The sequence below is a fragment of the Sorangium sp. So ce726 genome, assembly GCF_051521405.1.
Taxonomy (GTDB): Bacteria; Myxococcota_A; Polyangia; order Polyangiales; family Polyangiaceae; genus Sorangium.
Window position 1 is genome coordinate 1 of record NZ_CP150349.1, and the last position, 25142, is coordinate 25142.

The following is a 25142-nucleotide window of genomic DNA, read 5'->3' on the forward strand; positions in this document are numbered from 1 at the left end:
ATGACGATTCCGAAACACGAGCCGCGCGAGGTCTTCGATCGGGCGATCGAGCATACGCGGGCGCTTTCCCCGGCCACTTTCGATCAGTGGTTCGGGGGAGTTCAGTTCGATGATCTGACCGACGGCGTCCTGACGCTGCGTGTCCAGAACGAGTTCGTCCTCGAGTGGGTCAGGGACAATTTCCTGCCAGCGCTCACGGACAAGATCCGAGAGCTCACCGGCTGGTCGGTCCAGGTCGCGTGGACGGTGGATCAGAACCTCGACGCGCCCATTGCGCAGCGCGTGGAGCTCACCCCGGTGCGCCCGCGGGCGCTCGTGGTGCGTCCGACCAGCGCGGCGCCGGCGCCGGCGCCCCGCCCCGAGCCGGCGCTCCGGCGCGTCCCGTCGATGCCGGACGACCTCAACCCGAAGCACACCTTCGCGAGCTTCGTCGTGGGCCCCTCCAACCAGCTGGCGCACGCGGCCGCGATCGCGGCCGCGGGCGGCGGGGGGCGCCGTTACAACCCGCTCTTCATCTGCGGCGGCACGGGGCTTGGCAAGACCCACCTCATGCACGCGATCGCGCACCGCGTCTACGAGGGCAGGCCGGACGCGCGGATCATCTACGTCTCGGCCGAGAAGTTCACGAACGACTTCATCACGGCCATCCAGCACCACCGGATGGACGAGTTCCGCACGCGGTACAGGTCGAGCTGCGACGTGCTGCTCGTCGACGACATCCAGTTCCTGGCCGGACGCGAGCAGACGCAGGAGGAGTTCTTCCACACCTTCAACGCGCTCCACACGCTCGACCGGCAGATCGTGGTGACGAGCGACAAGTACCCCCAGAACCTCGAGCGCATGGAAGAGCGGCTCGTCTCGCGGTTCTCCTGGGGGCTCGTCGCCGACATCCAGGTGCCGGAGCTCGAGACGCGCGTCGCGATCGTGCGGAACAAGGCGGCGCTCGAGGGCATCGCGCTCACGGACGACGTGGCGCTCTACCTCGCGCAGATGGTCCGCTCCAACGTCCGCGAGCTCGAGGGGACGCTGATCCGGCTGGCGGCCAAGAGCTCGCTCACGGGCCGCCCCGTCGACCTCCCGTTCGCGCGCGCCGAGATCACGGCCACGTCGCCGCCACGCGCGCAGATGATGAGCGTCGAGGACATCCAGCGCGCCGTGTGCCACCACTTCCACCTGCGCTCGATCGACCTCACCTCGAAGGACCGCCACAAGAGCGTGGCCTTCGCGCGCCACGTCGCGATGTATCTCTGCAAGCAGCGGCTGAAGTGCAGCTTCCCGGAGATCGGGCGGGCCTTCGGCAACCGCGATCACACGACGGTGATGAGCGCCGTCCGCAAGATCGAGGCGCAGCGCGACTCGGATCCGCAGGTCCGCGCCCACCTCGAGGCGCTCGAGAAGAAGCTCGCCGACGAGTGAGTCGCGCGCGCGCGACGCGGAAGGCGCGCGCACGGCACGAGAGCGACCTGCCGGCTACCGGGCCCGCTGTCCGCTAGCGGGCCGCTCGTCGCGTGGATCGCCGCGCGACGAGCGACGAGCGCGAGAGGTCAGAGCTCGGACAGCGCGGAGCGCGCGTCGTCCGCGACGAGCTTGTTGCCGTACGCGGACGCGAGATCGAGCACCTCAGCGAGCTCGCGCCGCGCCTCCTTGACCAGGCCCCGCTGCTTCAGGAGCGCGCCGAGCAGGTACCGGCTCTCGAGGGCGTCGGTGCGGTAGGCGCGCGCGTCGGCGTAGCGCGCGAGCTCGCGCAGGAGCTCGCCGGCGCCGGCCGCGCCGCTCAGCCCGTCCAGGTAGGCGAGGTGCGCGCGGTTGATGGAGGCGAGGCGCTCGTGGCCGCTCTCCTCGGCGAGCTCCTTCGACTCGGTGAGCGACGCGTAGGCGCGCGGCAGATCGCCGAGCCGCCGGCTCGCGTCGCCGAGGTTGTGCAGCGCGGCGGCGGTCTCGAAGCGCAGGCCCGCGGACCGGGCGAGGTCGACGGCGCGGGCGGAGCTCTTCACCGCCGCGTCGAAGTCGCGCAGGAACACGTGCACGAGGACGCGCTGCTTCTCGCGCTCACTCGCAGCCGCGAGGTCGCCCGGATCGCCGAGCGCCTCCGCCCGATCGAGGGCGCGGAGCGCCGCCGCGATGTCGCCCGTCGCCGCGCGCGTCTGGGAGATCGCGAGCAAGAGCCTCGGATCGTCGATCGCGCCCGTCGCCTCGAGCTGCTCGATGGCGCGCTCCGCGCGCGCGAAATCGCCCGTCCGGACGCCGATCTCCGTCTCGCACGCGAGCGCCTTGCGGCGGAGGTCCTCCCGATCGCCGGCGAGGGCGTAGGCCTCCTCGAGCCTCGCGTACGCGTCCGCGAAGAGATCCACCGCGCCGAGGGCGCGCGCCAGGTCGACGCGCGCCGAGAGCTTCTGCTCCGGCGTGCCGGCCTCGTCGATGCGCCTCAGCGTGCGGGCGGCGACGTCGACGAGGTCGGGCGCGGAGCGCACGCGCACGACGACGTCCGCGAGCGCGCCGAGCCACGCGGAGAGCTCCGCCGGCGAGCGGTGGGCGTGGTCGCCGAGATCGAGCGCCTGGAAGATGAGCCGGAGCGCAGGATCGAGCTGGCTCGCGCGGATCTTGTGGAGCGCCGCGCGCGCGTAGAACGTGGCGGCGCGGTCGCGATCGCCGGCCTGGTAGAAGTGCTGCCCGATGCGCTCGGCGTGCTCGGCGCCGTCCTCGCCGACGACCGCGACGTACGCCGCCGCGGCCGCGGCGTGCAGCTCCCGGCGGAGCTCCGGCGGGATCGCGTCGAGGACGATCTCCCCGTGCATGGGCGACGCGAAGCTCGCCTGCGCGGGGCCCTTGAGCCGCAGCAGATCGCGGGTCGCGAGCCCGGAGATCGCGCGGTTCACCGCCGGGAGCTTCTGCTGGAGGAGCGCCGCGAGGACCTCGGTCGGCACCGGATCGCCGAGGATGGCCGCCGCCTGGAGCACGGCGCGGTCGCTCGGGTCGAGCCGCCGCACCCGGGTCGCGATGAGCGTGCGCAGCGAGCGCGGCACCGCCGACGCGCCGTCGAGCCGCGCCTTCACGACGCCGCTGACGACGCTGAGCGCGCCGGAGTCGCTCAGCTCCTTGATGAGCTCCTCGAGGAAGAGCGGGTGGCCGCCGGCGCGCTCGCGGCAGAAGGCGACCACGTCGGGCGGCAGGAAGTTCGCGCCGATGCGCGCCGACATGAGGCGCGCGCTGTCGCTGTCCGAGAGCTCCCCGACCTTGAGCCGGTAGAAGTGAGGGTGCGCCTCGAGCAGCGGCGGCGGGTCGCTGCGCGTCGCCAGCATCAGCACGGCGCGGAGCCCGCCGGCGCGGCCCGCGGTGGCGAGCAGGGTCTCGGCGGTGAGCTGGTCCATCGCCTGCGCGTCGTCCCACGCGAAGCAGTGGAGGCGATCCTCGCAGAGGCTCTGCACCATGCGCGGGAACGCCGTGCGCAGGATCGCGGTCGTCCCCTGCGGCGCCCGCTTCTCGGCGAGCGCCGCGCCGAGCTGACCGAGCACGGCCGCGGACTCGTCCTCGCGCAGGCCGAGCGCCCGCAGCCGCGGCAGCACCGCGCGGATGTGCTCCTCGTCGTCGCCCTCCTGGATGCCGCAGAGCACCTGGAGCATGGCGGTGAGGCCGCTCCACGGGACGTCGGCGCCGTTGTGCGGGCACGAGGCGACGTAGACACCGACGTTGTAGTCGCCCTTCGAGAGCCGCCGCTCCATCTCGGCGAGCAGCCGCGTCTTGCCGATGCCGCGCTCCCCCTGGATGACGACGATCTGCGCGCGCTTCCTCGTGGCGGCGGCCAGGATGTCGCCGAGCTGCTTGAGCTCGTCGCGGCGGCCGACGAAGCGGCCGTACGCGCCGTCCGGGGGCTGCGCGGAGGTGACAACGCGCCCCCCCTCGGGCGCTGTCCGGCCCGCGCCGGGCAGTTCCTCGGTCGTGAACGCGTTGCGGAGGACGCGCCCTGTCAGGTTCGACACGGCGACCTGGGACTCGGTCGCGCGGGCGAGCGCCTGGGCGGAGGCGATGAGCGAGGTGAGCCGCTCGTCGCGGATCGGGGCGCCGGCGCTGTCGACAAGGATGCGGGCGAGGTGGATGCCGGCGGAGACCGCGGCGCCACCGCCGCGCGAGCGCAGGATCACGAGGGCGGCGCGCACCGCGGCCTCCGTGTCGCGGCCGTCGGCGTCGCCGAGCCCGAAGATGGCGACGAGCTGCGACGCCTCCTGCTCGAGCAGCAGCGCGCCGTAGCGCGCCAGCACATCGCGGGCGCGCGCCATGCGCCTCGCCGCGTCGTCCTCGGATCCCGTGAAGATGAGCACGAGCGCCGTGACCTCGCGCCGCTCGCCGAGCCCGCGCGCGGCCGGGCCGCTGTCGGCCTTCTCGAGCAGCTGGAGGAGCCCCGACGCCGAGCGGCTGCGCGTGCTCGTCGTGTGCGGCACCTCGACGGGCGTGCGCTCGTTGGCCCCGTTCGGCTCCTCCTGGAGCACGGCGCCCGCCTGGATCTCGGCGCTCTTCTCCTCGTGGAACGGCTCCAGGAACTCGGCGAGGTCGTTCGCCCCGAACCGCTCGGCCGTCGCGTAGAAGAAGCCGAGGAGCGCCTCGTGCAGCCGCCCGGCGTCGGGGAACCGATCCTCGGGGTTCTTCGCGAGCATCGTGCTCACGACGTCGACGAGCGACCGCGGCACGTCGGGGCGCACGAGCGCGAGCGGCGGATACTCGCTCGCCTGCAGCCGCCGCATGATCTCGAACGCCGTCGGCGCCGCGAACGGGTTCGATCCGGCGAGCATCTCGTAGAGCACCGTGCCGAGCGAGAAGAGATCGCTCCTGCCGTCGATCGCGCCGGCGCGCGACTGCTCGGGGCTCATGTAGGCGAGCTTCCCGCGGATCCTCCCTGCGCGGTTCTCGCCGACCTCCTCGTCGGTCATCGATTGCGTCGCCTTCGCGATGCCGAAGTCGGTGACCTTCACCTCGCCCTCCCAGGAGAGCAGGATGTTCTGCGGAGAGATGTCGCGGTGGACGATGCCGAGGGGGCGCGACTGCTCGTCGCGCCGCCGGTGCGCGTGATCGAGCGCCTTCGCGATCTCGGCCGTCATGAAGACGGCCATGGCGAGGGGGATCGGCCTCTTCGCCCTCCGGCAGCGGGCGAGGAGCGTCGCCAGGTCGAGCCCGGGGACGTACTCCATCGCGATGAAGTAGCTGGTCGGATCGCCGTTCGGATGATCGACGCGGCCGAGGTCGAACACCTGCACGATGTTCGCGTGCGAGAGGCGCACGGCGAGCTTGGCCTCGTGCACGAACATGTCCACGAAGCGCCCCTGCTCGGCCAGCTTGGGGAGGATGCGCTTGATGACGAGGACCTTCTCGAACCCCTCGACGCCGAAGCTCTTCGCCTTGAAGACCTCGGCCATGCCGCCTTCGCCCAGGCGCTCGAGCAAGCGATACCGCCCGAAGGTCTCGTTCAGCATCGCCCCGCCTGCGCGCCACGCAGCCTCGCGCCTGGAGCGCGCGCGGCGCTCCGGAGGGGACGGCCTGCGATCGGCGCGCGAGCCGGCGCCGACGCCCCGGCCGCGTCGCCTAGCCGAGCGTCATGTCTCGACGGCCTTGTTTGCGCCGGCGTCATCGTCCCCTCCATACATCGACTCCGCGATCCGGAACGCCGCCCCCTCGAGACGCGCATACGCGTCCCGGAGCGCGTCGAGGTCGCCGCCGGCTTCGAGCAGCTTCCGCAGCGCCGCGCACTCGGCGTGGACCTCGCCGAGGAGCTCGGCGTCGAGCAGATCGCCGTAGCCTTCGAGGGCCTGCTCGGTCGTGTAGACGAGGGTCTCGGCCTGGTTGCGGAGCTCGGCGAGATCGCGCCGGAGCGCGTCGGTCTCCTTGAACCGCTCGCCCTCCGAGACGAGCCGCTCGACCTCGTCCGGCGTGAGGCCGCTCGTGGGGGTCACCCGGATCTCCTGCACCCGCCCCGTCCCGAGATCCCGCGCCTCGACGCGGACGATCCCGTTCTCGTCGATGCGGAAGGTGACCTGGATCTTGGGCAGCCCGCGCGGCGCGGGAGGGATGCCGGTGAGCTCGAAGCGGGCGAGGCTCCGGCAGTCCGCGGCCATCTCGCGCTCGCCCTGGAGCACGTGCACGGGGACGAAGCTCTGGTTGTCGACGCTCGTCGTGAAGATCTCGCTCCGCTCGGTGGGGATGGTCGTGTTCCGCGGGATGAGCTTGAAGCTCACGCCGCCGCCGGTCTCGACGCCGAGCGACAGCGGCGTCACGTCGAGGAGCAGCACCTCGTCCACCTGTCCGGAGAGCGCGGCGCCCTGCAGCGCGGCCCCGACCGCGACGACCTCGTCGGGGTTCACGCCCTTGTTCGGCTCCCGGCCGAAGAACTCGCGCACCGCCGCCTGCACGGCGGGCATCCGGGTCATGCCGCCGACGAGCACCACCGTGTTGACGGCGGAGACGGGGAGCTTGGCGTCCCCGAGCGTCGCGCGAGAGACGTCGATGGTCCGCCGGATGAGGCCCTCGCAGAGCATCTCGAGCTCGTTGCGCCGCATCGTCCGCTCGAGGTGGAGCGGCCCGCCGCCCGGGCCGACGGCGATGAAGGGGATGTTGATCTCGGTCTCGAGCGACGACGAGAGCTCGTGCTTCGCCTTCTCGGCCGCCTCCTTGAGCCGCTGCAGCGCCATGCGGTCCCGGCGCAGATCGATGCGGTTCTTCCCCTCGAACTCATCGGCGAGCAGGTCGATGATCCGCTGGTCGAAGTCCTCGCCGCCGAGGTGCGTGTCGCCGCCGGTCGCCTTGACGCTGAAGACCCCGTTCGCGATCTCGAGGATCGAGATATCGAACGTGCCTCCGCCGAGATCGTAGACCGCGATCGTCTCGGCCTTCACCTTGTCGAGGCCGTAGGCGAGCGCCGCGGCGGTCGGCTCGTTGATGATCCGGCGCACGTCCAGCCCGGCGATCCGCCCTGCGTCCTTCGTCGCCTGCCGCTGCGCGTCGTCGAAGTAGGCGGGGACGGTGACCACCGCTTCCGTCACGGGCTCGCCGAGGAACCGCTCGGCGACCTGCTTCATCTGGCTGAGGATCACCGCGGAGATCTCGGGCGGTGAGTAGTTGCGCCCCTTGACCTCGACCCACGCGTCGCTGTTCGGCGCCTCGACGATCTTGTAGGGGGCGAGGCTGATCTGCTTGCTGACCTCGGGCGCGGTGAACTTGCGGCCCATCAGCCGCTTCACCGCATAGATGGTGTTCTGCGGGTTCGTGACCGCCTGGCGGCGCGCGACCTGCCCGACGAGGCGCTCACCGCTCGCGGGAAAGCCGACCACGGAAGGCGTGGTGCGCGCGCCCTCGGCGTTCGGGATCACCCGAACATCGTTGGCCGAGGCGACGCCTGCCCCTTCGACGACAGCCACGCACGAGTTCGTCGTCCCGAGATCGATGCCGATCACCTTCCCCATATGCGGCGAAAGATACTACAGGCCTGGATGCTCGCCGGGTGGGGAGACGACCTGGGCGCCCGCGATATTTGGGGAGATCGTGCGGCGAGGTAGCGGGGCACGGCAGATCCCGGACAGGATCACCGCCATGATGCGCACCGCGCCGGGGGTGTGCGCCGAAGGAGCCGGCGCGACGCCGCGCGGAGGCTCAGTTCGCTGCGGGCGCCGGCTCGACGGGCGAGCCCTTCGAGACGACGACCATGGCCGCGCGGATCAGGTAATCGCCCAGCATGTACCCCGGCTGGACCTCCGCGATCACGACGCCGGCGGGGTGCTCGGTCGAGTCGAGCTGCTGGATGGCCTCGTGCACGCTGGGATCGAAGGGCTTGCCGACCGCGGCGATGCGCTTGATGCCCATGCGCTCCAGCGTGTCGACGAACTGCTTCGTCACGATCCGGACGCCCTCGGCGACCGACTTCACGTCCGGCGCGCTCTCGGCGTGGCTGGCGGCGCGCTCGAGGTTGTCGAAGACCGGGAGCAGATCCTTCAGGATCGCCTCGCGGCCGCGGCGTTGCGCCTCTTCGACCTCGCGCCGCGAGCGCTTACGGAAGTTGTCGAAATCCGCGGCGGTGCGCAGCAGCTGCTCGCGCATCCGCGCGGCCTCGGCCTGCACCTCGCCTAGCTTGTCTTCGGGGGTGGGGGCCTGCTGCTCCGCGGGCTCTGCGCGCTCCGCCTGCGCCTCCGCCGTCTCCCCCGTGTTCTGGTTCGACCCATTTTGTTCCGTATCGCTCATAGGACGGCGGCACTATAACCAGCCGCGATCCGCTGGCAATCGCCAGGTCCATGGTCGGTCCGGCGGCGAGCGCCGGCGTCCGAGCGCGCCGGCGCTCGCCGCCGGGCCGGCCCAGGACGCCCGCGGGGGTCGGCGCGCGGGCGCTCCGGACGCGCTCCGGGTGCGCTCCGGGTGCGCTCCGGGTGCACGGATTGCCCGGGTCTCCACGATCCGCTGTGGGCGCTGCATCGACCGTTTGCTCCGACCCCCCGCCCGGCGTTAGATCGCCCCCCATGAGCATCGCCACAAGCCCCGCCGCCGAACCCCCTCCGGCGAACGCCTCGACGCCCGCCAGCGCGCCGCTCCTCGCGGCGCAGAAGCACCTCCTCGGCAACTACCGCCAGCCGCCGTTCGTCCTCGACCGCGGCAGGGGATGCGAGCTCTTCGATACGGAGGGGCGCCGGTACCTTGACATGTGCGCCGGGGTGGCCGTGGCTTCGCTCGGGCACGCTCACCCGCGGCTCGTGGCGACCATCTCCGAGCAGGCCGGTCGCCTGATGCACGTCTCCAACTATTTCTTCAACGCGGAGAACCTCCGCCTCGCCGAGGAGCTCTGCGCGAAGACCGGCTTCGACCGCGCCTTCTTCTGCAACTCAGGCGCGGAGGCGAACGAGGCGATGCTCAAGCTCGCGCGCCGCCATTTCTTCAACCGGGGCGAGGAGGGGCGCTACCGGATCATCGCGTTCGACAACGCGTTTCACGGCCGCACCCTCGGCGCGGTCGCCCTGACGGGGACGCCGAAGTACCGCGAGGGCTTCGGCCCGTCGCTCAACGGCGTCACGCACGTGCCTTACGGGGACGTGGCGGCGGTGCGCGCCGCCATGGGCCCGGACGTCGCCGGGATCCTCGTGGAGCCGGTGCAAGGGGAGGGAGGCGTGCTGCCGGCTCCGGCCGGGTTCCTCGCCGAGCTGCGGCGCATCACCGATGAGCACGGCGCGCTGCTGCTCATCGACGAGGTGCAGACCGGCATCGGGCGCACGGGGCACTGGCTCGGCGCGGCGTATGACGGCGTCCAGGGCGACGCCGCGGCGCTCGCGAAGGGGCTCGGCGGTGGGTTCCCGGTCGGCGCGCTGGTGCTGCGGGAGCGGCTCAACGGCGCGCTGCCCCCGGGCTCGCACGGCTCGACCTACGGCGGCAACGCGCTCGCCTCCGCCACGGCGCGCACGGTGCTCGCGGTCATCGAGGAAGAGAAGCTGTGCGAGGCCGCCCTGAAGCGCGGCGAGCGGCTCGGCCGCGGCCTCGCCGCGATCGCCGCGCGGCTGCCGGGCGTGTGCCTCGGCGAGCGCGGGCGCGGGTTGCTCCGCGGGCTCATCCTCGCGCCGACCGTCGACGCGCGCGCCGCCCTCGGCCGCGCGCGCGATCGGGGCGTGCTGCTCACGATCGCCGGCAACAGCGTGCTCCGGTTCACGCCGCCCCTGATCGTCAGCGAGGCGCAGATCGACGAGGCGCTGGCCGAGGTCGAGGCCGCGCTCGCCGAGACGCCGGCTGCAGGTTGAGGTGGTCGCCTCGCGCGCCGCGGGTCCCGCCGTCGCACCCGTCCCGTGCTCGGGCTGCAGCAAGCTGATCGATCCGCTGCGCGCGGGGCAGGTGGCGATCTTCGATCAGCGGTTCCATTACTTCTGCAACGCGCGGTGCCGCCACGCCTTCCTCGGTGAAGCGCCGCCTTCGCCGGGCGACGGCCGGCCTGCTGGCCTCGCGGCGTCGGGCGCGCCCTTCGCCGGCGTTTCTTCCCGGGGACTCCCGTCGGGCGCGCCGCCCGGCGCCGGCGCGCACCACGCCTCCACCACCCCGCGCGCGGAGCCCGCGCGGGCGAGCGCCGACGAGGGCGCGGCGCGCGTCGCGGATCTCGACGCGCCGATCGTCGACGCGTTCCCGCCCGTGTCGCTCGACGAGAGGCTCCCGGACCTGCCCGTCCTCGATGACGATCGCGCGCTGCTCGAGCCCATCGGGAACACCATCCTGAGCGAGGAGCCGCAGCGCTACGACGCGGTCGAGGCGCGGGACATCGGCGCGCTCCTGCTCGTGCTCGCGATCATCGCGGGGACGCTGGCCGTCGCGCTCACCCTCGCCGGGGACGCGAAGCTCGTCATCGGCGCGCGCATCGTGCTCGCCACGGTGAGCGCCGGGATGCTCCTTGGCCGCGCCGCCACGACAGCGCGCGACGCCACCGATCCGCACCCGGCGCCGATGCTCGCGCCTGTCCTGGGCGGGCTCGTGGCCGCCGTCTGGGCCCTCTTCGGTCAGGACCGCGCCCTCGCGGCCGAGGCCGCGTCGCTCGCCGGCGTGATCGCCACCGCCAGCGCGATCAGCGCGTGGCTCATCGAGAGCGCCCGACATCGCGTGTTCGCGGAGCGGGCGTGGATCGGATCCGTGCTCTCGACGCCGGCGCGCCGGCCGCCTGGCGCGTGGGCGCAGGGCTCGGCGCCTGCCGACCGCGTCTCTCAGCGCGGCAGCGACGGCGGTCCGCTCGAGGGCGCTGGGGATGAGCTCTACGAGCTGCGACCGGGCGAGAGCGTCCAGGTCGACGCGGGGGAGGTCGTCCCCGTCGACCTCGTCGTCACGGGCGGCGATGTCGAGGTGCTCCCCTGGATCGGCGCGACCACGCCGACCCGCCGCCGCGACGGCGACCCGGTCGTCGCCGGGGCCACCGTGGTCCGGGGTCGTCTCGTCGGCGCGTGCACCTTCTCCGGCGGCGATCGCGCGGTCGCGCGTGTCCTGCTCGACGGCCGCCGCCGCGCGGACGCCCTCGCGCCCATCGCGCAGGCCTCCCGCGCCCTGACCGAGCGCTGGGCGATCGGCGCCGCGGCGATCGGCGCGCTCTCGGCCTTCGTCGCCGGGCGCGCTCCGGTCGAGATCGCGATGACCGCGGCCGCCGTGCTCGCCGCGCTGTCCACGGCGATCACGGCATCCATCGCCTCGGTGCACGTCGCGCGGGGCATCTTGCTCGGGCTCCGCCGGGGCATCGTCTACAAGAGCGCCGACGCCTGGGATCGCGCAGGGAAGACCTCGGTCGCCGTGTTCTGCGCCCGCGGCACGCTGCTGCTCGGCGAGCCCGAGCTCGCGGAGCTGGAGGCGACAGGCCAGAAGCTCAAGCCGAGCGACGTGCTCGCGCTCGCGGCCGGGGCGGAGCGCACCGAGGAGCATCCGGTCGCGACGGCGATCGTCCGCGCCGCGCGCGCCCGCGGCTTGCGGCCCGACGGCGTGCGCAACCCCAACTTCCACCCCGGCCTCGGCGTGACGGCAGTCACCTCGTCCGGCGAGGAGCTCTGCGTCGGCAACCGCGCGCTCATGCTCGAGCAGCGGATCTCGATCGCCGCGGCCGAGAGCCGCGTCGCCGAGCTCGAGGCGCTGGGGCGCACGGTGGTCCTCGTCGCGGTCGGCGCTCGCCTCGTCGGCATCATCGGCCTGCAGGACGGCCTGCGCCCCGGGGCGCGGGCCGCCATCCAGCACCTGCTCGACGCGCAGATCGAGCCCGTGCTGATGTCGGGCGACGCGCGTGAGACGTGCGAGGCGATCGGCCGCTCGCTCGACATCGATCACATCCGCCCCGAGATCCTCCCCGCGGATCGCGGCACGGAGGTGCGTCGCCTGATCGACGCGGGCACGAGCGTCGCCGTCCTCGGCCACGCGGGCGTCGACGACGCCGCGCTCGGCGCCGCGGACGTCTCCGTGGCGCTCGGCGCCGCCGGCTCAGCGCCCGCCGACTTCTCCACGGTCCTCGCGTCGGACGACGTCCGCGACGCTGCGCTCTCCCTCGCGCTCGCGCACCGCACGCGCCTCGAGGCGCGCGTCGGGCTCGCGCTCAGCGTCGCGCCGGCGCTCGTCGGCGCTGCGGTCATCGCCGCGTTCGTGCTCCCGCCCGCCTACGCGCCCATCGCCTCGCTGCTCGGCGGCGTCATGGCCGTCGTCCACGCCCGCGCGCTCGACGCGAAGAGCTGAGCGCCGGGCGCGGGCGCCGGGCTCCTCGCCGCGCCGGGGCGGGCTACGAGACGTCGGGCGTGGTGTCCTTGGCGTCGCGGCAGTCCGCGCAGACGCCGTACATCTCGTGCTTGTGCCAGGTCACCTCGAAGCCGTACTTCGCGGCGATCTCTTCCTGGAGCGCCTCGATCCGCGGCTCCTCGAACTCGATGATCTTCCCGCAGTTGACGCAGATCAGGTGGTCGTGGTGCGTGCTGGCGTCGTCCGCCAGCTCGTAGCGGCTAAGGCCGTCTCCGAACCGGCGCTCGGAGGCCACGCCGCACTCCGCGAGCAGCTTGAGCGTGCGGTACACCGTCGCGTACCCGATGCCTCGATCGTGCGCGCGGACCTCCGCGAGCAGATCCTCGATGGTCATGTGCGGGGCGCCGGAGAAGAACGTGTCGACGATCAGCCGGCGCTGCGCCGTCGATCTCAGCCCCTTCTTCGCCATGTACGCCTGGAGGCGAGCGCGTAGCCGGTCGAGGGCAACTTTGTCGACGTGGCTGGCGCTGCTCCCCTCTCTCTCCATGACGGCCATGGCAAGTTTATCCCGTTCGCGGCGAACCGCGTCAAGGCCGGTGACCGAGCCCACGTGGCGTGACCTCGCCGATGCTGCCCGTGCCCCGCTCGTCGCCGCTACTCGCCGACCTGCGCCATGTAGCTGATCTGAGCCGCCGAACCCCCGAGGGGGCTGAGCAGCGTGATGGGAGGCGCGACCAGGCCGGCCGCCGCCGTGTTGTCGATGACGACGTAGTAGAGGCCCGGGCGCAGCGCGTAGCGGCGGGTCTCGATGATCCCGGGCTGGAGAGGGCCGCCTGCCTGCACCGGGCCTGGCGGGGGACCGAGCGGCTTGCCGGTCTGGTACGCCTCGCGCCACGCGTCGCCGGTGGGCTTGTCGACGATCATGAGGTCCACGGGCGCGCCCTGCGCGCTGACCTTGAGGTAGAGCGCCTGGTCCGAGTCGGCGATCTCGAACGGCCCGAGGTAGTCGCGCTGGTTCGCGTACACCTCGACGGTCTCGTTCGCGAACGTGTACCGCTCCTCGTCCTCCGCCTCGAATGGGTGGTGCGGTCGCTGGGGCGGCATGAGGATCCCCAGCGTGAAGTCCTTCCCGGTCTCCTCGTTGTAGAGGACGGTGAACCCGCGGGTCAGCTCGCCCGCGACGATCTGGTTGCCGAGCAGGTTGGCGAGCCCCCCGAACGGCGGGACGTTGGCCATCACGTCGATGACCGGGTTCTCGACGTAGCCCAGCTGGAAGCTCGGGCCTTGCACGATCCGGTTCAGCCGTCCCCACACGTAGACGTTATCGTCCGCGAGCTGGAAGTCGGGTCGGTACTCGACGGACGTGGTGAGCGAGAAGCCCACCCGCTTGGCCGGCTGCATGTAGCCGTAGCCCGTGCCGGCGATGTGGACGGTGATCGTCTGGGCCGCGTCGTTGACGTCGTACGAGCACTGCATCGGGAAGAACCGCCCCATGGACGCCGATCTGTCCTGCAGGCGCAGCGAGACCCCGCTCTTCAGCATCTCGGGGCAGATCTTGCTGGCGCCAAAGTTCGAGAACAGGAACCAGCGGAGGGCAGGGCTCGCGTTCACGGGACCGCTGACGCAGGGGCAGCCGACGAACGTGAACGACAGCGCGACAGCGGCGAGCGCCAGCGCGGCGGACGCGCGGGAGAGCGGGGGTCTTCGTGCGGGCACGCGGGCTAACATAGCGGGTCGACCTCGGAGAGAGAGCGGGTTTGCGCGCGGGAGGACGGAGGACGGCCCCTCCCGGATCAGCGCACGAGATGCCATTGGACGCCGGGGGTCACCTCGAGATGCAGGTGATTTTTGTGCGCCCGGTCGTAGTTGGGCGTGAGGATCGACGTGAAGATGTGCTGATCCACGGCCTCGCACACGATGGATCGCAGCTCTCGCGCTGCCGCGTCCGCTGGAGGGCCGCTGCCCGCCCCCTTTCCGACCCCGCGGGGCCGCCCGGTCGGGCCGGCGCTCTCGCCGCAGACCGGCGCGCCGCGCCTGCCGACGAAGTCGCGCTCCACCTCGATCCAATCCTCCGCGAACCCGCCGCCGACGCGCTCCTTGATGAACCTGTAGGGGTCGATCGCGAGCCCGCCGGGGTGCCTCGTCGCGAGCCTGCCCTCGGGCCACATCCTGGACGGAGGCCGCCAGGCCGAGAACATCAGCACCTCGTCGATGTCGTGCGCGCGGAGGATCCGGCTGAAGTCCGAGAGCGCGAGCGCGAGGCGGCAGTCGAAGACGTCGTGCGGGTTGTCCGCGCGCTTGTGGGCCGGCAGCGCCGTCCGGTAGAGGACCCCGCCGACCCCCTGCATCAGCCGCACCGGAGCGAGCACGCCCGGCGCGCGCTGCACCGGCTCAAACGCGATCTTCCGCTGCGTGAGCGCCGCACGGCATTGCTCCGCGCTCATGGCCGCGTAGCGCGCCGACGGGTGCTTCGCCCAGTCCTGGTGGTACCTGACCTTCGGCTTGCCCTGCGCGCTCGGCGCGGCGGCGAGGGGGCCGAGCGCGAGGGCGAGCGCGCAGGCAGCGGCGGCATGGCGTGCGGGCGGCATCGTTGCGGTACATCCCTCGTGCGAAGCAAGGCAGGCCGACCCTCTCGGGGGGCCAAGTGACCACGACCACGCGGCCGGGTGGCCGAGTGGCCGACCGCGCCGCCATCCGGTGGAGCGGGGCCCCCGTGCGCGGGGTGGCTGGGCTGCTGCCGTGGCGGCCCGATCCTACCGCGACATTTGACCGGGCCGCGCGATCGCCTCAAAATGGGTCGCATGCGCGTCCGTGGGTCATGCGCCCGCACGTGCAGCTTGACGTATGGGAGCGAAGGTCCGGCCCGCATGGCTTCCCGGTCCGGGCGGTCCCTGGTCCAGGTAGCCACGGCGGCGCGCTTGTGCGCTGCATGCAGCTGACATGGGTGATCTTTCCAATCGATCTCGAAAGATCCTTTTCGCCGCGGTCACCGAGTTCATCGCAACGGGCGACCCAGTTGGCAGCAGGACGCTCGCCCGCAAGTACGGGCTGGATCTCTCGGCTGCTTCGATCCGCAACGTGCTCGCGGACCTCGAGGAGGCCGGGTACCTCCACCAGCCGCACACCTCTGCAGGGCGGATCCCGACCGATCGCGCGCTCCGGCTGTTCATCGACGCGCTCGTCGAGCTCCGGTCGCTGTCTCCCGAGCAGCAGGCCGAGCTGAGCGCCAGGTTCACCGAGATCTACGCGGGGGCGAGCGATCCGCTCCGCGAGACCGGGCGCTACCTCTCGGAGCTGTCCGGCGCCGCGGCGGTCGTCGCGGCGCCGCGGGCCGAGCTCCGCGCCCTCGCCCAGCTGCGCTTCATCCCGACCAAGCCAGGGCAGCTGCTCGCGGTGCTCGTCTTCGCCGACGGCTCGGTCGCGAACCGCTTCATCTCGGCCGACGAGGCGATCAACGAAGGCGAGCTCACCCGGATCCACAACCTGCTCGCCGACGTCATCGAGGGGCGCACGCTGGGCGAGATCCGGGACCTGTTTGCCCGCCGCCTCGCGGACGAGCGCCTCCAGATCGACGCGCTGAGGCGCCGCGCCTTCGAGCTCGGCAGCAAGGCGACGGCCGACGTGACCCGACGGAGCGAGGTCGTCATCGAGGGGCAGAACCGGCTGATCGATCTGCCTGAGTACGCCGACGTCGACCGGCTCAAGAAGTTGATGAAGGCGCTCGAGGAGCGCGAGGAGCTCGTCGATCTGCTCGACCGGACCCTCGCTGCCGGCGCGGGTGAGGTCACCGTGTTCGTCGGCAGCGAGGCAGGCGACCTTGGCGGAGGCCAGCTCAGCCTCGTCGCCGCGCCGTACATGGAGAACGGCCGCGTCGCCGGGACCGTGGGCGTGCTCGGCCCGACGCGGATGGACTACGCGAAGGTCATGCCGCTGGTCGACGCCACGGCCGCGGCGATGACCGAGGTCCGCGGCAAGGTCAAGTAGCGCCCTTCCGCTGCGGCTCACGGAGCCGATCGAGCACGTCGTCGAAGTCCGGGGGCGGCGGCGCCTGGAAGCGCATCGGCCGGTCGTCGGCCGGGTGGTTGAAGCCGAGCTCGGCCGCGTGGAGCATCAGCCGCGCGGCCGGGACCCTCGTCCCCCGGTAGTCCCGCACGTAGACCGTCTCGCCGACGAGCGGGTGCCCGGCCTCCGCGAGGTGGATGCGGATCTGGTGCGTGCGTCCCGTCTCGAGCCGGCACGCGACGAGCGTCACGCCCCCAGCGTCGGCTCCCTCCTGCGGTCCTCGGAGCACCTCGATCGGCTCCACGTGCGTCACCGCGAGCTGCCCCTCGCGCCGCCCCTCTCGCGCCGAGCCGCGCAGCCCATCGCCCCGATCCTCGACGAGGTAGCTGCGGTAGGTGCCGCGCGGGACGGCGCCGTGCGCGAGCGCCAGGTACTGCCGGTGCATCGCGCGGACGCGGAGCTGCTGCGCGAGGTGCTTCTTCGCGGCGAGCGTCCGCGCGAAGACCAGCAGCCCGCTCGTTCCCTTGTCGAGGCGCTGCACCACGCCGAGCGGCGCGCGCCCGCGCAGGCGGTCGCGCCTGGCCAGCACCTCGCGCACCAGCGCGTCGAGGGTCGCGGCCTGCTCCGCGGGATCCTCGTCGCCGTACGGGATGGTGCTCACCCCGGCGGGCTTGTTCACCACGACGACGCTCGCGTCCGCGTAGACCACGAGCTCGCCCTCGAGCTTGCGCCGCCGCACGGTCTCGGGCCTCGGCGCGTGCAGGCGGATCTCGATCTGCTCCCCGCTGAGCACCCGCCGACGGGCGCTCGTCGCCACCGCGCTCCCGACCAGCACCTTGCCGGTCTCGATCAACCGGCGCGCGTCGGACCACGAGACCGCGGCCAGCGCACGGACGGCCCCGTCCAGCGGGCGCCGATCCAGCTCGGCTGGCACCGTCCAGCGGCCATCCTGCGGAGGTCGTACCTGGGCGACCGGGTGAACGCCGGTCGTTTCGGCGGCTTTGTCTTCCTGGCGCGGCGGAGTGGCGGGTCGGAGCGGACGCATGTAGAGCTCACCGGGGCGCCTCGGCTCCGCCCACCAGCGTGGGACCGGGCTCTACCGGCGCGAAAAAACGCACATCCGCGGGGCCCGCGGGGGCGAAATACACCGCGAATGTTGACACATCGCGCGACCGGAGCCGAAGATATCCAGAGCCGTCATCGCTTTCTCGCCATCTGAGAGGAGACCCGTTCGTGGCCAGCACCCTTCTCGCCGTAGACGACAGCGTGACCATGCGCAAAGTGCTCGAAATCACCTTTGCGGGTCAGGATTTCCGCGTCGTGACGGCGAGCAGCGCCGACGCTGCGCTGCAGAAGCTCAAGAGCGATAAACCCGACCTGGTGATCGCCGACGTCACGCTCGAGCCGAAGAACGGCTACGAGCTGTGCAAGGCGATCAAGCAGGCCTCACCGGCGACGCCTGTCCTGATCCTGTCGTCCAAGCAGAGCCCGTTCGACCCCGCGAAGGGATCGGGCGCGCAAGCGGACGATCACATGGACAAGCCGTTCGACACCCAGCAGATGATCGACAAGGTCAAGAAGCTGCTGGCGTCGCGCGGCGAAGCGAAGCCCGCCGCCGCAGCGGCCCCTGCCGCCGCGGCGCCTGCGCCCGCGCGCTCTCCTGCGGCGCAGCCCGCCGCAGCGCAGCCGGCAGCCGCCGCGCAGCCCGCGGCCGCAGCGCAGCCGGCTGCCGCGCAGCAGGCGGCGGCGAGCCCGCTCCAGCGCGCGAAGACCCTCATCTACACGCCCAACGCGCCGGCCACGAGCGCTGCGCCGGCCCAGGCCTCCGTCAAGACGGCGCCGGGCGGCTCGGCGAACGTGCCGGTCACGACGACGATGGCCTTCTCGCCGACGCCGGTGTCCGGCCTGCCGAAGACCGCGACGGGGCCTGCCGCCGTCGCCGCGACCGCCTCCGCGCAAGTCAACGGCCAGATGGCGAGCAAGCTCGAGGGCCTAGGCCTCAGCTCCGAGCAGGTGGAGGCCGTGATGGCGCTGTCCCGCGACGTCGTGGAGCGCGTCGTGTGGGAGGTCGTTCCGGTGCTCGCCGAGACGATCATCAAGGAAGAGATCGCGCGCCTGACGAAGTAGGCGCTCACCGCGGCCGCCGCCTGGCCGTGGTTGTCGACCCGCCCCGTTTCCTGTCGTGCCGGCCAGGTGCACGAACGGGGCGGGGCGCCTTCGTGGGCGCCTGAGGCTCACCGATCCATGTACGGTACGGCGCTCCTCGCGCCGCGACGTCGCTCGCGGGGCGAGCGCGCTCGAGATCGCAGCGCGGGCGCATGCGACCGCTGCTTTGCCCGGCGACCCGGAGTTGCTACGCCAGGGCCGCGCCTCGTTCCGCGGTTGGCGCAGCCATGAACGACACACACGACAAACGCAGCGGTGCGCCCGCGGACGCCCGCGACGGGGCGGCCGCGGACGATCTGGAGAGCCCCAGCGCACCTGAGCCGCGCGCGCCTTCCCCTTGCGACGGGGCGGCGGAGAGCGACGGCTTGGTTGGGATGGACGGGGCTGCGGCCGACGCCGAGGAGGCTCGCCTCGTGCCGCAAGGCAACGCGCTCCGTTGGCGTGGCGCCGCCGTGTCCGCCGCGGGCGCTCTCCTCACGTTCGTCGTGATGGCGCTCGCGCCTCAGCTGCGCTGGGGCGTCCCGATCGGCGCGCTCGGCGTCGCCATCGCGGCGATCGGTCTGCTCGACCTGCTCGGCACGTTCGACGATCCCCCCGAGCGCGTCGCCACGCGCGTCGGGATCCGCGACCTGCTCGGCCCGCTCGCGCTGCTCGGGGGTGGGCTCGTCGCGCTCTTCGTCCTGATCACGCTGAGCGTCGCGGGTTTCTTCTCGCCGAGCCCCCGCTCGTCGGACGGCGCGCCGACGCTGCTCTCGGTGGCGGCGCCCGCCATCGCCGTCCCTGTCGCGTTTCTCACGGCGGTCATCGGCGCGTTCCGGTTCGGCGAGCGCCTCGGCCCCTTCCGGGTCGACGAGGCGGGAGCTCCGCGCCCTCTCGGCCGGCGGCACGGCTTCTGGCTCGTCGCCCTCGTCACGCTGCTCTACCTGCCCATGCTCGGGAGCCACTCGCTCACCGATCCCTGGGAGACGCACTACGGCGAGGTCGCGCGCGAGATCCTGGCCAGGAACGACTGGATCTCCCTCTGGTGGGCGCAGGACGGCTGGTTCTGGTCGAAGCCGGTGCTCGACTTCTGGATGCAGGCGCTCGCGATGGCGGCGTTCGGCGTCCGCTACCGGTCGGGCGAGATGCTCTCGGCGGCCGCCGAGGGGCGCACCCCGTGGCCCGAGTGGGCCGTCAGGCTCCCCGTCTTCGCGCTGACGCTCATCGCCGTCTATCTCCTCTACAAGGCCGTCTCGCGGATCTTCAGCCGCCGCGCCGGGCTGCTCGCGGGGCTCGTCCTCGCCACGATGCCGCAGTGGTTCCTGGTCTCCCACCAGACCATGACCGACATGCCCTTCGTCGCGACGATGGCCGCGGCGATGGCGCTCCTCCTGCTCGGCATCCACACCGACGACGCGGAGGAGGCGCGCGTCTACGAGGTGGATCTCGGCCCGCTCAAGGTGGGCCTCTCGGCCTATCACCTCGTGCTCGGGGCGATCCTCGCCTGCGCGCTGCCGCAGATCCTCTACCTGCTCTCGCGTCACGTCGAGATCGGCCTTTCGCCCTTCGGCCTCCACTTCCGCGGCGACGTCTTCAGCTCGGGCTCACCGGGCAACTGCGGTCTCCCCGGCAACGAGGCCTGCCGGTCGGTGCTGCCCGTGCTCCCCGGCCTTCAGCCCGCGCTCCAGGCGCTCGTCTGGGCGCAGACGCTCGCGATCGTCCTGTACGCCAGCTGGGGCGAGCGGCGTGTCCAGCGGCTCCTCTTCCTCTCGGCGTGGTTCTTCGCTGCCCTGTCCACGATGGCCAAGGGACCGGCGGGCTTCGGGCTCCCGGTGCTCTGCGCGCTCGGCTACGTCGTCGTCTCACGCCGGTACCGCGACGTGCTCAAGATGGAGATCCCCGTCGGGCTGCTCGTGCTCGCGTGCGTCGCGTTGCCCTGGTTCGTCGCGATGTATGCGCGGCACGGCCAGCCGTTCACCGACCGGCTCCTGTTCCACGACATGTTCAAGCGCGCCTTCACCCACGTCCACGACACGAACGAGGGCGACGACGTGAGCTTCCGCTATTACGTGTGGCAGCTCGGCTACGCGATGTTCCCGTGGACCGGGCTCGTGCCCGCATCGCTCGTGTGGTGGCTCAGGCGGCGCGAGGGGGCGGCGCCGGGGGAGCGCGGCTCGGCTGACGTCCGCCAGGGCGACGCCTCGGTGTTCCTGGCGATGTGGTTCCTCTTCGGCTTCGCGCTGTTCTCGCTGATGCTGACGAAGTTCCATCACTACATCCTGCCGGCCGTCCCGCCGGCAGCGATGCTCACGGGGATCCTGCTCGACGACATGCTGCGTCTCGAGGGGGGCGTGGGAGGGCTCGCACGCCGCTCGATCGGCGCCTCCTCGCCGGTGCAGTCGGCGCGCTCCGCCGCGGTGGTCAGCTACGAGCGCGCGATGCTCGGCGCCATCGCGCTCGGCGCTGCGCTCCTCGTGTTCCTCGTCGGGCGCGATCTCGCGATGGCGCGCGAGGGACAGCCAAGCCAGGCCAGGCTGCTGCACCTGTTCACGTACAATTACAAGCGCCCCTGGCCGCAGTCGCTCGACTTCTCCGCGGCCCTGTGGGCTTTCACCGTCGGCGCGGCTGCCCTGTGCTTCCTGCTGATGGTCGCGCGCTGGCGCCGCCAGGTCGTCTACGCGCTCCTGTCGCTCGCCGTCGTGTTCACGGCGTGGGGGATCGACGTGTACTTCGTGCGGACGTCGCCGCACTGGGGGCAACGCGAGACGTTGCTCGCCTACGTGCGCGCGAGCCAGCAGATCCCAGGGCCGCTCGTCGCTTACCAGCTGAACTGGAAGGGCGAGAACTTCTATGCCGGCAACCGGCTGGCGGCCTTCGTGTCGAGCGGAAAGAAGTTCCAGGATTACGTCAATGAGCAGAAGAAGAAGGGCGTGAAGACCTTCTACTTCGTCACCGAACACGGACGCACGGGCTCCTTGTCGAACGAACTCGGCAGCCCTCGCATCTTCGAGAAGCTCACTTCCATCGAGCTCAACAACAAGTTCGTTGTGGTGCGAGCGACGTTCGAGTGAGCCGAACGGAACCGGAAGGCGCTTATCTCACCAGCGCTGTCCGGCTGTGACGCTGTACGCCTGCTCCGGTCCGGGGAATGCCGCTGTCGATGTTCGGCGGTAATGCTGAATCAGGAGTGTCCTTGCATCTCTGTCGCCATGGCGGCGCAGCAGCGCAAGGGGACTCCCGCTGGGACGTCCTAAGTACTTGAATCGCCTTGAAGAAGTCGTAGGCACGCGCCCTGCTATCACGTGGAATCGAGCGTTGCGGCGGAGACCTTCCCCCCCCAGGTCCGCTGCGACGCTCTCTTTATTTCCGCAGATGCGCCGGCCGCACATTATGCGACCAGCTCATCCGCTCCTGGCGCTCCCAGGGGCAGCTTGCAATGCAGTGAAATGTCGATCCAGCGCGTCCAGGAGACCTGCTGTGGTGCTCACCTCGGCGGTCACGCCGATCCGGAGCCCCCGCTTCTCGGCGGTCGCGGTCGTGATCGGCCCGATGCTCGCGAGGAGCACGCGGTCGAGGCGCGCTGCGGCGCCCTCGCCGAGGAGGTCGCAGAGGCTGTCGACGGTGCTGCTCGAGGTGAGCAGCACAACGTCGATCTCGCCCGCCGAGAGCGCCCGGAGCAGCTCTTCGCGGCGACCGGCCGAGGCAGGGCGGGTCTCGTAGACAGGCACGACATCCACCTCGCAACCGGCGGCGCGGAGGCGCTCGGGGAGCACCTCGCGGGCGACCAGCGCGCGCGCGAGGAGCACGCGGACTCGAGGGGACGCCGCCCGGCGTTCGGCCAGCGCGGGGTCGGCCAGGATGGCCTCCGCGAGCTCCTCGCCGCGGAATTCCCGCGGGACGATATCGGCGCGGACGCCGCGCGCGGCGAGCGCGGCGGCGGTCCCGACGCCGATGGCGGCGAGGCGCGCAGGGCCCAAGGCGCGCGCGTCCAGGCCGAGCCGCTCCATCTCCTTGAAGAAGCAGGCCACTCCGTTCTCGCTCGTGAAGACGACGGCGTGGTAACCGGAGAGGCCGCGGACAGCCTCGGTGACGCGCGCGGGGTCGGGGGGCGGGTGGATCTCGATGGTCGGGAGCTCCACCGCCTCGCCGCCGCGGAGGCGCACCAGCCTCGACGTCGAGCGCGCCTGGTGACGCGGCCGGGTCACGAGCACCCGCTTGCCGAAGAGCGGCTTCCTATCAAACCAGCGGAGCGTGTCGCGCAAGCCCGTGACGGCGCCGACGACGATGACCGCGGGGCTCTCGATCCCTGCCTCCCTCACGCGGCGAGGCAGCTCGTCGAGGCGGCTCGAGACGACGCGCTGGTCGGCCCGCGTGCCCCACTGGATCGCCGCCGCCGGCGTCGCGGGATCGCGGTGCCCCGGCCCCGTCAGCCCCGCGACCACCGCGTCGAGGGCCTGCATGCCCATCAGGACGCAGATGGTCCCGCGGACCGAGGCGAGCTCGCTCCAGTCGAAGGATCTTCCAGCCCGGGTGACGCCGCTGACGATCATCACGCTGGAGGCGATGTGCCGGTGCGTCAGCGAGATGCCGGCGTAGGCCGTCGCGCCGAGCGGAGAGCAGACGCCCGGCACCACCTCGAACGGCACTCCGGCCCGCGCGAGCGCCTCCGCCTCCTCCGAGCCACGCCCGAAGAGGAACGGATCGCCTCCCTTCAAGCGAACGACGCTGCGGCCCTCGAGGCCGAGCGCGACGAGCTCTGCGTCGATCTCCGCCTGCTTCGCGTCCTTCACCACCCGATCGCCGCCGCGCTTGCCGACCGAGCGCACATCGGCGCCCTCCCGCACGCGGTCGAGCAGCGCGGGGTGGACGAGCTCGTCGTGCAGCACGACGTCTGCAGTGGCGAGGAGCTCTGCGCCGCGCAGCGTGAGGAGCCCCGGATCCCCCGGGCCGGCGCCGACCAGGTACACGACGCCTGGCCTGGCCGCGCCCGGCGCTCCGTCGTTCATTGCCCCCGCAGCCGCCGCGCCGGGGCCCTCCTCGGAAGGATCGTTACGCCTCGGAAACACAGTCAAACTCCCGTCATTCTCTCGTTCATGCATGGCAGACGTTGATTGTCATAGCGATTCTGCAGTGATGTTGACCCGGTGCGTTATGGGATTAGAATCGCATCCGGTCGATTCAACGTCCGGCGGTTTCTGGAGTCCATTCGATGAGATCGGTGAAACTGGTCGAGGAGCTGCTGAGCTCAGAGCGCGGCTTTCCGGACCGATGGTACGTCACCAACGGGGAGCGCTCGGTCGGGCCGGTCAAGCTCGACCAGCTCGCGCGCGGCATCGAGAGCGGAGTGGTCCCCCTCGATAGCTTCGTCCGCAATGAGGCATGGACCGTGTGGTGCCCGCTGTCCGACATTGCAACGGTCACGGTCGCCGCCACGGCGACGCCTGCGGAACAGCCGGAGGAGGGCTCGGCAGCGGATGACGACGACGACACGCTTCCGCTGTCGTCCCAGCAGACGCCCCAGCCGATGACGTCGCGCCCCGGCTCGGCGGCGCGCTCGGCCGCGCGCTCTGGAGCGGCCCACCGCTGAGCGATGGCTCCGCGCGCGGCGGGGCGAGCGCGGCCGCAAAGCGGGAAGTGGAAGGCCGTTCTCATGCTGGCGGTTTCGGGCGAACACTAACCGATTCGCAGCGCCCAGGCGATCCGCGGATCGCGCGCTCCTCTGGACCGGAGCGGCTCACGCGGGCGCAGGGCTGCTATGCTCCGCCGCCGTGTTCCCCACGAAGAGACCGCGCCGGCTCCGTCGCTCGCCCGCCCTCCGCGCCCTGGTACGCGAGACAACCCTCCATCCGGGAGATTTCATCCTCCCCCTCTTCTTCAACGAGGCGCTCGACGCGCCTCGGCCGGTCGGGACGATGCCGGGCGTCTCGCAGCTGCCCGTGAGCGCCGCGGCAGCGCAGGCGCGGCTCTGCAAGGAGCTCGGCATCGGCGGGACGATCCTGTTCGGGCTCCCGCGCACCAAGGATGCGTCGGGCACGAGCGCTTACGACCCGGACGGGCCCGTTCCGCGCGCCGTGAAGGCGATGAAGGAGGCCGTGCCGGAGCTGCTCGTGATCACCGACGTGTGCGTGGACGAGTACACCGATCATGGCCACTGCGGCCTGCTCCGGCAGGACGCGTCCGGGGCGGTGGACGTCGACAACGATGCGACGCTGGAGGTGCTCGCGCGAGCGGCGGTGGTCCACGCCAAGGCGGGGGCCGACGTGGTCGCGCCGAGCGACATGATGGACGGCCGGGTCGCCGCGATACGGCGCGCCCTCGACGCCGAGTCGCTGACAGGGACGGCGATCCTCTCCTACGCGGTGAAGTACGCGTCCGGCTTTTACGGGCCGTTCCGCGAGGCGGCCGACTGTGCGCCCAAGTTCGGCGACCGGGCGGGCTACCAGATGGACCCCGGGAACGCCCGCGAAGGCCTGCGTGAGGCGGCGCTCGACGAGGAAGAGGGGGCCGACATGCTCATGGTCAAGCCCGCGCTCGCGTACCTCGACGTCATCGCGCGCGTGCGCGAGGTGACGACGCTCCCGCTCGGCGCGTACAACGTCAGCGGCGAGTACGCGATGATCAAGGCGGCCGCGGAGCGCGGAATGATCGACGAGAAGCGCGCCGTGCTCGAGCTGCTGACGTCGATCCGGCGCGCCGGAGCGGACTTCATCCTCACCTACCACGCGCTCGACGCCGCGCGCTGGCTCGGCTGAGCGATGCGGAGCCAGGGCGCAGGCGGGAACGCCGCGCAGCGCTTGAGG

16 protein-coding genes are annotated in these 25142 nt (G+C 71.9%); 8 read left to right on the plus strand and 8 right to left on the minus strand.

What is annotated here, in order from left to right:
- Entirely contained in the window at nucleotides 1-1416 is a 1416-nt protein-coding gene (gene dnaA / locus WME79_RS00005) for a chromosomal replication initiator protein DnaA (protein WP_437530644.1), read from the plus strand.
- 128 nt (nucleotides 1417-1544) lie between these two features.
- On the opposite strand, the gene WME79_RS00010 is transcribed toward dnaA, so the two are convergent.
- The 3 genes from WME79_RS00010 to grpE all read right to left on the minus strand — a co-directional run bounded on the left by WME79_RS00010 (nucleotide 1545) and on the right by grpE (nucleotide 8217).
- A complete protein-coding gene (locus tag WME79_RS00010; RefSeq protein ID WP_437530647.1) occupies nucleotides 1545-5462 on the minus strand; it encodes a serine/threonine-protein kinase in 3918 nt (1305 codons plus the stop codon).
- Between the two features lie 120 nt (nucleotides 5463-5582).
- Complete coding sequence (gene dnaK, locus WME79_RS00015; RefSeq protein WP_437530650.1) at nucleotides 5583-7445, minus strand: molecular chaperone DnaK; 1863 nt, start codon at nucleotides 7443-7445, stop codon at nucleotides 5583-5585.
- A gap of 187 nt (nucleotides 7446-7632) precedes the next feature.
- Complete coding sequence (gene grpE, locus WME79_RS00020) at nucleotides 7633-8217, minus strand: nucleotide exchange factor GrpE (RefSeq protein ID WP_437530653.1); 585 nt, start codon at nucleotides 8215-8217, stop codon at nucleotides 7633-7635.
- 272 nt (nucleotides 8218-8489) lie between these two features.
- Here grpE and WME79_RS00025 point away from each other — a divergent pair, with 272 nt between their 5' ends.
- Nucleotides 8490-9752 carry an aspartate aminotransferase family protein gene (locus WME79_RS00025; protein ID WP_437530656.1) on the plus strand — a complete coding sequence of 421 codons (1263 nt, stop codon included), beginning with the start codon at nucleotides 8490-8492 and terminating at the stop codon, nucleotides 9750-9752.
- A gap of 1 nt (nucleotide 9753) precedes the next feature.
- Entirely contained in the window at nucleotides 9754-12195 is a 2442-nt protein-coding gene (locus WME79_RS00030) for an HAD family hydrolase (RefSeq protein ID WP_437530659.1), read from the plus strand.
- Between the two features lie 43 nt (nucleotides 12196-12238).
- Here WME79_RS00030 and WME79_RS00035 read toward each other — a convergent pair whose 3' ends face one another.
- The 3 genes from WME79_RS00035 to WME79_RS00045 form a co-directional block, all read right to left on the minus strand.
- Nucleotides 12239-12751, minus strand: a complete 513-nt coding sequence (locus WME79_RS00035; protein ID WP_437530661.1) for a Fur family transcriptional regulator — start codon at nucleotides 12749-12751, stop codon at nucleotides 12239-12241.
- A gap of 98 nt (nucleotides 12752-12849) precedes the next feature.
- Entirely contained in the window at nucleotides 12850-13911 is a 1062-nt protein-coding gene (locus WME79_RS00040) for a hypothetical protein (RefSeq protein ID WP_437530664.1), read from the minus strand.
- Between the two features lie 77 nt (nucleotides 13912-13988).
- The gene (locus WME79_RS00045; protein ID WP_437530666.1) at nucleotides 13989-14783 is read right to left on the minus strand and encodes a hypothetical protein; all 795 of its coding nucleotides are present in this window, start codon (nucleotides 14781-14783) and stop codon (nucleotides 13989-13991) included.
- Nucleotides 14784-15135: 352 nt separating this feature from the next.
- Here WME79_RS00045 and hrcA point away from each other — a divergent pair, with 352 nt between their 5' ends.
- Nucleotides 15136-16179, plus strand: a complete 1044-nt coding sequence (gene hrcA / locus WME79_RS00050; protein ID WP_437530669.1) for a heat-inducible transcriptional repressor HrcA — start codon at nucleotides 15136-15138, stop codon at nucleotides 16177-16179.
- Here the strand turns inward: hrcA and WME79_RS00055 are convergent.
- The gene (locus WME79_RS00055; RefSeq protein WP_437530671.1) at nucleotides 16172-17131 is read right to left on the minus strand and encodes an RluA family pseudouridine synthase; all 960 of its coding nucleotides are present in this window, start codon (nucleotides 17129-17131) and stop codon (nucleotides 16172-16174) included. The two genes, hrcA and WME79_RS00055, sit on opposite strands and share 8 nt — an antisense overlap.
- 299 nt (nucleotides 17132-17430) lie before the next feature.
- Here WME79_RS00055 and WME79_RS00060 point away from each other — a divergent pair, with 299 nt between their 5' ends.
- Together WME79_RS00060 and WME79_RS00065 are read left to right on the plus strand one after the other, a co-directional pair.
- Complete coding sequence (locus WME79_RS00060) at nucleotides 17431-18324, plus strand: response regulator transcription factor (RefSeq protein ID WP_437530674.1); 894 nt, start codon at nucleotides 17431-17433, stop codon at nucleotides 18322-18324.
- A gap of 266 nt (nucleotides 18325-18590) precedes the next feature.
- The gene (locus WME79_RS00065; protein WP_437530677.1) at nucleotides 18591-21413 is read left to right on the plus strand and encodes an ArnT family glycosyltransferase; all 2823 of its coding nucleotides are present in this window, start codon (nucleotides 18591-18593) and stop codon (nucleotides 21411-21413) included.
- 330 nt (nucleotides 21414-21743) lie between these two features.
- On the opposite strand, the gene cobA is transcribed toward WME79_RS00065, so the two are convergent.
- A complete protein-coding gene (gene cobA / locus WME79_RS00070; RefSeq protein WP_437530679.1) occupies nucleotides 21744-23348 on the minus strand; it encodes a uroporphyrinogen-III C-methyltransferase in 1605 nt (534 codons plus the stop codon).
- A gap of 203 nt (nucleotides 23349-23551) precedes the next feature.
- Here cobA and WME79_RS00075 point away from each other — a divergent pair, with 203 nt between their 5' ends.
- On the plus strand, nucleotides 23552-23929 hold the full coding sequence (locus tag WME79_RS00075; RefSeq protein ID WP_437530682.1) for a DUF4339 domain-containing protein: 378 nt from the start codon (nucleotides 23552-23554) through the stop codon (nucleotides 23927-23929).
- Nucleotides 23930-24110: 181 nt separating this feature from the next.
- Nucleotides 24111-25094, plus strand: a complete 984-nt coding sequence (gene hemB, locus WME79_RS00080) for a porphobilinogen synthase (protein ID WP_437530684.1) — start codon at nucleotides 24111-24113, stop codon at nucleotides 25092-25094.
- Nucleotides 25095-25142: the final 48 nt, after the last annotated feature.

Bases quoted from the DNA above. Each gene is read 5' to 3' on its own strand.
- dnaA (WP_437530644.1), top strand. From the start codon at position 1: ATGACGATTCCGAAACACGAGCCGCGCGAGGTCTTCGATCGGGCGATC.
- WME79_RS00010 (WP_437530647.1), bottom strand. From the start codon at position 5,462: ATGCTGAACGAGACCTTCGGGCGGTATCGCTTGCTCGAGCGCCTGGGC.
- dnaK (WP_437530650.1), bottom strand. From the start codon at position 7,445: ATGGGGAAGGTGATCGGCATCGATCTCGGGACGACGAACTCGTGCGTG.
- grpE (WP_437530653.1), bottom strand. From the start codon at position 8,217: ATGAGCGATACGGAACAAAATGGGTCGAACCAGAACACGGGGGAGACG.
- WME79_RS00025 (WP_437530656.1), top strand. From the start codon at position 8,490: ATGAGCATCGCCACAAGCCCCGCCGCCGAACCCCCTCCGGCGAACGCC.
- WME79_RS00035 (WP_437530661.1), bottom strand. From the start codon at position 12,751: ATGGCCGTCATGGAGAGAGAGGGGAGCAGCGCCAGCCACGTCGACAAA.
- WME79_RS00045 (WP_437530666.1), bottom strand. From the start codon at position 14,783: ATGCCGCCCGCACGCCATGCCGCCGCTGCCTGCGCGCTCGCCCTCGCG.
- hrcA (WP_437530669.1), top strand. From the start codon at position 15,136: ATGGGTGATCTTTCCAATCGATCTCGAAAGATCCTTTTCGCCGCGGTC.
- WME79_RS00065 (WP_437530677.1), top strand. From the start codon at position 18,591: ATGAACGACACACACGACAAACGCAGCGGTGCGCCCGCGGACGCCCGC.
- cobA (WP_437530679.1), bottom strand. From the start codon at position 23,348: ATGAACGACGGAGCGCCGGGCGCGGCCAGGCCAGGCGTCGTGTACCTG.
- WME79_RS00075 (WP_437530682.1), top strand. From the start codon at position 23,552: ATGAGATCGGTGAAACTGGTCGAGGAGCTGCTGAGCTCAGAGCGCGGC.